We start from the raw sequence: 9,312 nt of genomic DNA, 5'->3' as shown, positions 1-9,312 counted from the left end.
CCAGGCTCCATTCTTCATCTGTCCAAAAATATCCCGGGGGAGGTGTAGAGGGGGCTGGCCCCCTCCACTTGGTCGGACCGGCCCAAGCCGGTCCGACCCCAATCACCCATGCATCCCCAACCCGTTGGCGATCTTCCAGATCCGCCAGTGGTCATGCGGCATATGGCTCTGAACCAACCCAAACGGCCGGAACGCATCATGCACCGCATTCGAAAAGCACGGCACGCCACCCACATTCGGGCTTTCACCGACACCCTTCGCACCAATTGGATGATGCGGAGACGGCGTCACAGTATAGTCGGTGATATAGTTCGGCGTCTCCCACGCGGTCGGCAGGAAGAAATCCATCAACGTACCGGTCTTCACATTGCCCATCTCGTCATAGGCAATTTCCTGCCCCATCGCGATGGCCAACGCTTCGGTCACGCCCCCATGGACCTGCCCGTCGATGATCATCGGGTTGATCCGGGTGCCGCAATCATCCAGCGCATAGAACTTCCGAACGTCCCATTCGCCGGTGTCCACGTCGATCTCCATGACGCAAATATAGGCCCCGAACGGGTAGGTCATATTCGGCGGGTCATAATAGCTGACGGCCTCAAGGCCCGGTTCCAAGCCCGGGATCGCCTGATTGTAAGCGGCAAAGGCGATTTCCTTCATCGTTTTGAACCGCTCAGGCGCGCCTTTGACGGCAAAGCGATCCACATCCCATTCGACATCGTCGTCATGGACCTCAAGCAGGTAAGCCGCGATCATCTGCGCCTTGGCGCGGATTTTGCGGGCTGCCATCGCCGTTGCTGCACCGGCTACAGGCGTGGACCGGGACCCGTAGGTGCCCAGACCATAAGGCGCGGTGTCGGTATCGCCTTCCTCCAGCGTGATGTCATCGGCGGGCAGGCCGATCTCGCTGGCGATGATCTGGGCAAAGGTCGTGGCATGCCCCTGACCCTGAGAAATCGTCCCCAGCCGTGCGATGGCGGACCCCGTCGGGTGGATGCGGATTTCGCAGCTGTCGAACATCCCTAGCCCGAGGATATCACAGTTCTTCACCGGCCCGGCGCCCACGATTTCCGTGAAATGCGTCAGACCAATGCCAATTAGCTTGCGGGTTTTACCGGCTTTGAAGTCCTCGACCCGCTGCGCCTGTTCGGCCCGCAGACCTTTGTAGTCGACAGCCTTCAGCGCTTTGTCCCAGGCGGTGTGATAATCGCCCGAGTCATATTCCCAGCCCAGTGCCGACTGATACGGAAACTGATCGGCCTTGATGAAGTTGATCCGGCGCAGCTCGGCCGCGTCCATGTTCAACTTGATGGCCAGAACCTCGATCATACGTTCGATAAAATAGGCCGCCTCGGTCACGCGGAAGGAACAGCGATAAGCCACCCCACCCGGAGCCTTGTTGGTATAGACACCATCCACCGCCAGATAGGCGGTCGGGATGTCATAGGACCCCGTGCAGATGTTCATGAACCCCGCCGGGAACTTGGTCGGGTCGGCGCAGGCGTCAAAGCCGCCATGGTCAGCAGTGGTATGACACCACAGGCCAGTGATCTTGCCGTTTTTGGTGGCGGCAATCTTGCCCTGCATCCAGTAGTCGCGAGCAAAGGCTGTGGACATCAGGTTCTCCATCCGGTCCTCGACCCATTTCACCGGCTTGCCGGTCACGATGGAGGCCACGACCGAGCAGACATAGCCCGCATAGGCCCCAACTTTGTTACCAAAGCCACCACCGATATCGGGGCTGATCACGCGTATATTGTGCTCGGCGATGCCAGAGATCAGTGAAACAACCGTCCGGATCGCGTGCGGAGCCTGAAACGTTCCGTATAGCGTCAGCTTGCCCGTCACCTTGTCCATGCTGGCAACGGACCCGCAAGTTTCCAGCGGGCAGGGATGGGTGCGGTGGTAGTACACCATCTCTTCCGCCACCACGTCGGCCTCAGCCAGAATGGCCTCGGTCGCGTCCTTATCACCCTGTTCCCAGGTGAAGATGTGGTTGTGATGCTTGCGAGGGCCGTGCGCACCTTCGGTCTGGCCTTCAAGGTCTTCGCGCAGGACCACATCGGATTTCAGCGCTTCGAACGGGTCGGTGAGAACCGGTAGCTCTTCATATTCAACCTCGACCAGTTCCACGGCATCTGCCGCGATATACCGGTCTTCAGCCACGATAAAGGCGACTTCCTGGCCCTGGAACAGAACCTTGCCGTCGGCCAGCACCATCTGCTTGTCACCAGCCAAGGTCGGCATCCAATGCAGACCCAGAGGAGACAGGTCCTCAGCGGTCAGAACAGCAATCACGCCGGGCAGCGCCAAAGCGGCCTCTTTGTTCACGCTGACAACGCGGGCATGTGCATAGGGGGAGCGCACAAAGTCGCCGAACAGCATCCCGTCCAGCTTGATGTCATCGACATAATTGCCCTTGCCTTGGGTAAAGCGCACATCCTCGACGCGTTTGCGCGAGCTGCCCATGCCTTTGAGGTTGGCGGCGCGTTCTTCGGGGGTTAGTGTCTGGTCGTTCATTCCGCAGCCTCCACTTTGGTTTGCCCTACCGCTTCGCTACTTGAGGGCTGTTGTGCATTCAGCATGTCAGCTGAGGCCGAGATTGCCTTGACGATGTTCTGATAACCGGTGCAACGGCAGAGGTTGCCTGCCATTCCGAAACGAATTTCTTCCTCGGTCGGGTTCGGGTTTTCCTGCAACAGACGATGCGCGCGGGTAATCATGCCCGGCGTGCAGAAGCCACATTGCAGCCCATGATGTTCGCGAAACATCTCCTGCAATACACCAAGGCTGCCGTCGTCATTGGTCAGCCCTTCGACGGTGGTGATTTCGGCCCCGTTCACCTGCGCCACAAAGGTGGTGCAGGATTTGACGGATTTGCCATCGATATCCACGGTGCAAGCGCCGCAATGACTGGTTTCGCATCCGATATGAGGGCCGGTGATTTTCAGATCTTCCCGCAGGAAGTGGATCAGCAACGTACGCGGCTCGGCCAGACCTTCGACCTCTTTGCCGTTCACGGTGAGTTTGACGTGCAATTTTGACATTGGTTCCTCCCCTCAACCCGCGCGACTTAGCGCACGGTCGATGGCGCGGCGCAGCATGACGCCCGCCACATGTTTCTTGAATTCGACAGGGCCACGGTTGTCTTCCACCGGTTCGATCGCATCCAGCATCGCGGCAACGCAGCCATTCACATCGCCATCAGCCAGCGCAGCGCTTGCGGCTTCAGACCAAATCGGTGTGTCAGCCAGATTGGTCATCGCGACCGATGCCGTTCCATTGCCGACCATCACAGCAGCGGCGGCAGTCGCATAGTCCCCGATCTTGCGCTTTTGCTTTTCATAGGCCTGACCAACACCGGAACCCGGCACCGGGATAGATATCCGGGTCAGGATCTCCTCATCCTCGCGCGCGGTGAAATACGCGGCCTCGTAAAAGTCACGCGCGGCGACGCTGCGTGACCCATCGGGACCAGACAGGTCAAACGTCGCGTTCAGACATTGCATCAGCCCCGGCATGTCATTGCCCGGATCGCCATTGGCCACGTTGCCACCAACAGTGCCCATATACCGGACCTGCGGGTCTGCGATCTGCAATGCAGCCTCGCGGATCAGCGGGATCGCAGCGGCCAAACCGTCATGGGTGATCAACTCGTGCTGTGTGACCATCGCGCCGAGGGTTACTGTGTCGGACCCAACCTCGATGCCCTTGAGTTCGTCAATGGCCTGCAGGTCAACCAAGTGACCCATCTCGGCCATGCGCAGTTTCATCATCGGGATCAGGCTGTGCCCGCCTGCGATCACGCGCGCCTCGTCTCCGTGTTCCTGCAAAATGCCGATGGCCGAGGCGATATCGCCTGGCCTGTGATACTCAAAACCGGCTGGTATCATGTTTTTCCTCCCTGGGTCCGAGCGTCATGCCTTGGGGGACCTGCGGACAGGAAAAAGCGCCGAACTTGGGCGTTCCAGCCAGCGGAAACGGGGCGCGCAGTCTGTTTCACCAAATGCGAATAGGCTGCACGAGCTGCGATCAGAGACCCAACGCGCTGCGGATGTCGGTCAAGCGGGATCGACTGACGGGAACCTTGGCAAGTGCATCAACGCCATCGAAATAGCAGGTGCCATTGTCCTTGTGCCGCTCAAACCCAGAGACGTGTTTGGGGTTCACCAGATAGCTGCGATGCGCGCGCAGAAAACCATCGGGTTTCAAACGCGTTTCAGCTTCGGTGATCGACCAGGGACAAAAAAGTTTCTCGGCACCCATATACAAAACCGTATAGTGACCTTCGGCCCGGATCGCAGCAATCCGCGCGGGTTCAGCAAAAAAGGTCTGGCCCTCGCGTTCGAACGGTATTCCGGCGCGCAGCGTGGTGGTTTCCGGTGCAGGTTCAGCCGCCTCGGGCGTGGTATCGCCAGATTGCGGGCCGATGAATGTTATCCCTGTCAGAAGAAACGCGCCGCAAATCAGAAAGACTGACACCGTGACGCCCATGGCAAGTACCTGATTGCTAAGCACTGGCCCTGCCCCACCAGCACTGTCACTTGCTGCGAATTCGGTCAGCCCGGTGGCGACAAAATGCATGGTAAACACGGCCAAGCCAAAACACACAGTGCCAAGCAGGATATTGCGCTGCGTGCGATTGTCATAGGCGACCCAGATCGCCAGCACGGACAGGACGACCGAGGCCAATGTCGAAATCGCCACGTCCAGGACATTGTAGACTGGGCGGCAAAGCTCCATCCCGGCCATTCCGACATAGTGCATCACAACAATGCCCAGCCCTACGATTACGCCTGCGCCAACAATGGTGGGCATTGTGCGCGGTCGAAAGTGCAGCAGTAGTAGCGCCAGCCCCACCATCAGGATCGCCACAAGGGCTGAGATCAGGGTGATCAGCGCGTCATAGTAAAACAGGATCGGAAGTTGCAGTCCCAGCATCGCCACGAAATGCATAGACCAGATACCGCCACCCAGAATGACGGCAGCAAGCGCCACGACGAATTTGCGCCGCTGTGGTTCCAATTCGGACGCACCATGGGTCAGGTACAGACCCGTAAACCCGGCCATTAGTGCCACGGCCAACGAGGCCGCCACGAGCCAGCCGTTATGAGTGTAGTCAAGCATTTAGGTTTGCGCGCCCTCCCCGACGCGAGGGCGAGCCTAGCAAACAGAATGGTGCGGGACAATTGTCAGAGGAACACTATTGAATAACCGCGTTTTCCCAGGCCGAGACAAATTTCTGGCGCTTCAATGCATCAAGGAAAGTCAGCAGCGCAGGGTTCAGTCCAATCGTCTCGGTTTCGTCGCCTGCGTCATCGGCAGAAAGCAGCGGAAGCTGCGGTACCCCGTCGAAGGATGGCGGTTGGGCCGTGATCAGAAAACGAACAAACAGATCCGCCGCCTCGGGCGCCTGAGTTGCACGGGACACCATCGCTGTTCGCATCATTGTTGTCTGAAAGTCCGACGGAAGGATGACTTCAAGCGCATCCTTGCCTTCGGTCTGAACCGCAGCATAGCTGCCCAGCACGTTGTAGGCGACCAGAATGGTCCCGTCCGCCAGATCGCGGATCATCTCGCCCGAGCAGCAATACAGCCTGACATCCAGACCGCCCATCACCTCCATCAGACGCCAATAGGTTTCTGATGCACGCGCGTCCTGGGTGGCAAAAAGATAGCCCAGACCGGATTGCCGAACGTCATATGTGCCAACTTTGCCCCGAAACGCATCTGGCCGCTCGCGCAGGGCTTCGATAAGGCTCTGACGGGTTTGCGGGATTGGCTGCCCCTCAAATGCGGTTCGGTTGATGACAATCGTGGCCGGCTCGGACGTAAAGGCGAACAAACTGTCGTGCCACTGCGCCCAAGGTGGAACTGGCATATTGTCTAGCGGCAGCGCATAACCGTCATTTGCAAGCTTAAGCTGCAAGTCCATAGCGCTGGAAATCACCACGTCGAATGCGTCGGGCATTGCGCGGACACGATTGTTGATATCGGCGGTTCCAGACACAAGATATTCGACACTAATCAAGGGGTTTTCCGCGACAAACGCGTCTATCAGCGGAGCAAACAAAACTGTGTCCGTGCTGGAAAGAATGCGAAGATGCGCGCCCTCGGCACCGTCGTTAAAGATGCGCCGATCTTCCCAATCCTGCGCTGATCCCAAAAGCGGGATCAGGACCAATATCAAAGCGATAAGATAACGCATGCGCCGCCCTTTGGCTGGTTCGTCAGGACAAGCGCACCACCATGCGCGGTTGCCACGTCTTGTGCGATGGTCAAACCAAGGCCAGAGCCAATCGTTCCGGCAGAGTTCTGGCCACGCTCAAAGCGCCGGGTCAGCATCTCAATTTCGTCCGGCGGAAAGCCCGGACCCTGATCGCTGACCATAATCTGCGCGCTCGGTTCCTTGATCACGCGGATTTCAACAATACTGTCCGGTGGCGCGTATTTCAGCGCGTTGTCGATCAGGTTGCGCACAGCATTCTGCAACAGGATCGGATCGCCGGAATAAGGAACGGACCCATCTCCGGTAAGCGAAAGCGACAGGTCTTTCATTTCCGCAATGGGCGTCAGCCGTTGCACAAGATCGCGGGTCAGCGCCACCAGATCGATATCCTCGCGTTCAAGGTGGTCAGCCCGAAAGGTGATCATTGCATGATCCAGCAACTGCCCCGCCGCACGAGAGCTTTCGTCGATGGCGCGCACCATCGCGCGCAGGGCCTCGCGATTATCTTTCCGTTCGACCCGTTGCAGCGTGGCCTCGGCATAAGAACGAACAGTTGCCAACGGGGTGCGCACGCGATGGGCGGCTTCGGCGATGAAATCCTCGGATTGGCTCAGGGACTGATCCAAGCGCCCCATCAGCGAATTGAGCGATGTGACCAGCGGTGCCATTTCCTTTGGCACCGGCTTGCGAAATGGACTCAGATCCTGCGGTCCCCTGCGTGTGACCGAATTTGTCAGTTTATTAAGCTGACCGATTGTCGAAGACGTAACCCAAAACGATAACGCGGCGGTCAGCAGAAAAAATCCCAGCCCCAGCAAGGCCGCGTTGCGCGAAATCTGATCCAATGTCTCGGCCAGCGCGTCCTGAGTTTGACCCAGCGCAACCTCGATCTTGGTTTGGCGACCCAATCCAACCAACGTGCGACCGGCACTGACCTGACGCACCTGCTCACCCCGCACTTCGCCTGCCTGAAAGGTCCAGTTCCCATCCGCTGACCCATCGGCAAGCCGCAAATCATCATAGCCCGAGATGAACTCTCCATCCTGAAAGATCGCATAAAAAACCCGGTCATCCGCCGGTGTCGTCAGCATCGAGAACGCGGCATAGGGAATGTCGACCTCAAGCTGGCCATCCCGCAGCGCGGCGGCATCCAGTATCGACGCGACCGACGCGCCAAGGATGTTGTCCTGTCCTTGTTGCGCCACCTGAACCGCATAGTTGCGCACTGCAAAGAACAATAACACGGCCAGAATCGCCGCCCCGCCGATCAACGTCAGCACAAGGCGATTTCGCAGCGACCCTGAAATTGTTGGACTAGTCGCCATGGTCCAACCTGTAGCCCAAACCGCGCAGCGTGGTTATTTTCAGGTCGGATTTTTCCAGATGCTTGCGCAGTCGGCCGACATAGACCTCGATCGCGTTTTCCGAAACATTGTCGTCATAGGAAAACAACCGGTCGGCCAGCTTCTGTTTGGAAAACACCTGGCCGGGGGCGTTGACGAACAACTCCATCATCCGCAATTCGCGGTTCCGCAGCGATATGGTTTCACCTTTCACGGTCAAATGCCCGGCCACCGGGTCGAATACGATGCCACCCACCTCGATCCTGGTTTTTGCGATGCCAGATTTTCGGCGCAATACGGCGCGGCAGCGGGCCTCAAGCTCGGCATGGTCAAAGGGTTTGGTGACATAGTCATCCGCGCCCAGATCAAGCGAGCCGATTCGATCCGAAACCTGACTGCGGGCCGTCAGAACAATGACAGGCGTATCCAGATCGCTGGCCCGATGACGTTCCAGAAAGTCGCGGCCATCCCCATCTGGCAGCATGATATCCAGCAAGATCAGATCGTATTCCTCGATCTCGGCATAGGCCGTCGCATCTTCCAATTTCGCTGCATGATCAACCACATGACCATCCAGCCGCATACGCGAGCTGATGGCGTTCGCCAGATCCATGTTGTCTTCGACCAGAAGGAATTTCATGAGCCCCGGTAAGTATCTTTGCGCATGACAGGTTGATGTCAGGTTCATGTGTTTAAGTTCGGCATAATCTGAGCCGCCGAGCGGCCAGTTGTCAAATGGGAGGACATCATGACAACACTTAAACTGGGCCGTCGCGCCCTGATCGCAGCTGTGGCCGCAATGGGCTTGACCGGGCCAGCCCTGGCCGAGGATCAAGTGGTCGACAGCATTCACTTTCTGATCCCCGGCGGCGCTGGCGGCGGCTGGGACGGAACCGCGCGCGGAACGGGCGAGGCGCTGACCAACGCCGGGCTTGTGGGCACGGCGTCCTACGAAAACATGTCAGGCGGTGGTGGTGGCAAGGCCATCGGATACCTGATCGAAAACGCCGACAGCAACCACGGCACGCTGATGGTCAACTCGACCCCCATCGTGATCCGTTCACTGACCGGAGTGTTCCCGCATAACTTCCGCGATTTGACGCTGGTATCGGGCACCATTGGTGACTATGCCGCGATCGTCGTAGGCAAGGACAGCCCGATCAATTCGATGGCAGACCTGCTGGCCGCATATGACGCCGATCCGGGTGCCACCGCGATCGGTGGCGGCTCGGTTCCGGGTGGCATGGACCATCTGGTTGCAGCCATGGTGATGGAAGCGGCAGGCAAGGACGCGCTGGGCGTCAAGTACATCCCGTATGATGCGGGTGGTAAAGCCATGGCCGCGTTGCTGTCCGGCGAAATCGCGGCACTTTCCACCGGCTTTTCCGAAGCGGTCGATCTTGCCAACGCGGGAGAAGTCAAGATCATCGGTGTAACGGCAGAAGAACGCGTCGATGCCGCACCTGATGCGCAGACCATGATGGAACAGGGGATCGACACTACCTTCGTGAACTGGCGTGGGTTCTTTGCTGCCCCCGGACTGCCCGAGGACAAGCTGGCCGCCTATCAGGCCGCCATCGCCAAGATGTACGACACCCCCGAGTGGGAAGAAGTACGCGCCCGCAACGGCTGGGTGAACATCCACAACTCGGGCGATGATTTCTCGACCTTCCTTGAAGATCAGGAAAAGCAGATCAGCGACCTGATGAAGAAGCTGGGCTTCCTCTAACGACACCTTTG

General features: G+C 58.5%; 8 protein-coding genes. 1 reads left to right on the top strand and 7 read right to left on the bottom strand.

What is annotated here, in order from left to right:
* Positions 1-102: 102 nt before the first annotated feature.
* The 7 genes from ACR0FG_RS17305 to ACR0FG_RS17275 form a co-directional block, all read right to left on the bottom strand.
* On the bottom strand, positions 103-2,520 hold the full coding sequence (locus tag ACR0FG_RS17305; RefSeq protein WP_480894235.1) for an aerobic carbon-monoxide dehydrogenase large subunit: 2,418 nt from the start codon (positions 2,518-2,520) through the stop codon (positions 103-105).
* Positions 2,517-3,047: a (2Fe-2S)-binding protein gene (locus ACR0FG_RS17300; RefSeq protein ID WP_480894233.1), complete on the bottom strand. Its 531-nt coding sequence runs from the start codon at positions 3,045-3,047 to the stop codon at positions 2,517-2,519. The genes ACR0FG_RS17305 and ACR0FG_RS17300 overlap by 4 nt, the downstream gene beginning before the upstream one ends.
* A gap of 12 nt (positions 3,048-3,059) precedes the next feature.
* On the bottom strand, positions 3,060-3,893 hold the full coding sequence (locus ACR0FG_RS17295; protein WP_480894231.1) for an FAD binding domain-containing protein: 834 nt from the start codon (positions 3,891-3,893) through the stop codon (positions 3,060-3,062).
* 139 nt (positions 3,894-4,032) lie between these two features.
* Entirely contained in the window at positions 4,033-5,127 is a 1,095-nt protein-coding gene (locus ACR0FG_RS17290; protein WP_170711144.1) for an MHYT domain-containing protein, read from the bottom strand.
* A 76-nt stretch (positions 5,128-5,203) separates the two neighbouring features.
* Positions 5,204-6,208 carry an ABC transporter substrate-binding protein gene (locus ACR0FG_RS17285; RefSeq protein WP_480894228.1) on the bottom strand — a complete coding sequence of 335 codons (1,005 nt, stop codon included), beginning with the start codon at positions 6,206-6,208 and terminating at the stop codon, positions 5,204-5,206.
* Positions 6,187-7,554, bottom strand: a complete 1,368-nt coding sequence (locus tag ACR0FG_RS17280) for a sensor histidine kinase (RefSeq protein ID WP_480894227.1) — start codon at positions 7,552-7,554, stop codon at positions 6,187-6,189. Before ACR0FG_RS17280 ends, ACR0FG_RS17285 begins: the two co-directional genes overlap by 22 nt.
* The gene (locus tag ACR0FG_RS17275) at positions 7,544-8,212 is read right to left on the bottom strand and encodes a response regulator transcription factor (RefSeq protein ID WP_480894225.1); all 669 of its coding nucleotides are present in this window, start codon (positions 8,210-8,212) and stop codon (positions 7,544-7,546) included. Before ACR0FG_RS17275 ends, ACR0FG_RS17280 begins: the two co-directional genes overlap by 11 nt.
* A gap of 108 nt (positions 8,213-8,320) precedes the next feature.
* Here ACR0FG_RS17275 and ACR0FG_RS17270 point away from each other — a divergent pair, with 108 nt between their 5' ends.
* Positions 8,321-9,301 (top strand): tripartite tricarboxylate transporter substrate-binding protein, encoded by a 981-nt coding sequence (locus ACR0FG_RS17270; RefSeq protein ID WP_170711147.1) that lies wholly within the window; start codon positions 8,321-8,323, stop codon positions 9,299-9,301.
* Positions 9,302-9,312: the final 11 nt, after the last annotated feature.

This window comes from Ruegeria sp. E1, assembly GCF_056534225.1.
Note: the sequence above shows the minus strand (reverse complement) of the source record. Positions and strands in the feature narration are given on the sequence as shown.

What these genes read in the sequence shown, in the direction of transcription:
- ACR0FG_RS17305 (WP_480894235.1), bottom strand. Translation starts at nt 2,520, where the DNA reads ATGAACGACCAGACACTAACCCCCGAAGAACGCGCCGCCAACCTCAAA.
- ACR0FG_RS17300 (WP_480894233.1), bottom strand. Translation starts at nt 3,047, where the DNA reads ATGTCAAAATTGCACGTCAAACTCACCGTGAACGGCAAAGAGGTCGAA.
- ACR0FG_RS17295 (WP_480894231.1), bottom strand. Translation starts at nt 3,893, where the DNA reads ATGATACCAGCCGGTTTTGAGTATCACAGGCCAGGCGATATCGCCTCG.
- ACR0FG_RS17290 (WP_170711144.1), bottom strand. Translation starts at nt 5,127, where the DNA reads ATGCTTGACTACACTCATAACGGCTGGCTCGTGGCGGCCTCGTTGGCC.
- ACR0FG_RS17285 (WP_480894228.1), bottom strand. Translation starts at nt 6,208, where the DNA reads ATGCGTTATCTTATCGCTTTGATATTGGTCCTGATCCCGCTTTTGGGA.
- ACR0FG_RS17280 (WP_480894227.1), bottom strand. Translation starts at nt 7,554, where the DNA reads ATGGCGACTAGTCCAACAATTTCAGGGTCGCTGCGAAATCGCCTTGTG.
- ACR0FG_RS17275 (WP_480894225.1), bottom strand. Translation starts at nt 8,212, where the DNA reads ATGAAATTCCTTCTGGTCGAAGACAACATGGATCTGGCGAACGCCATC.
- ACR0FG_RS17270 (WP_170711147.1), top strand. Translation starts at nt 8,321, where the DNA reads ATGACAACACTTAAACTGGGCCGTCGCGCCCTGATCGCAGCTGTGGCC.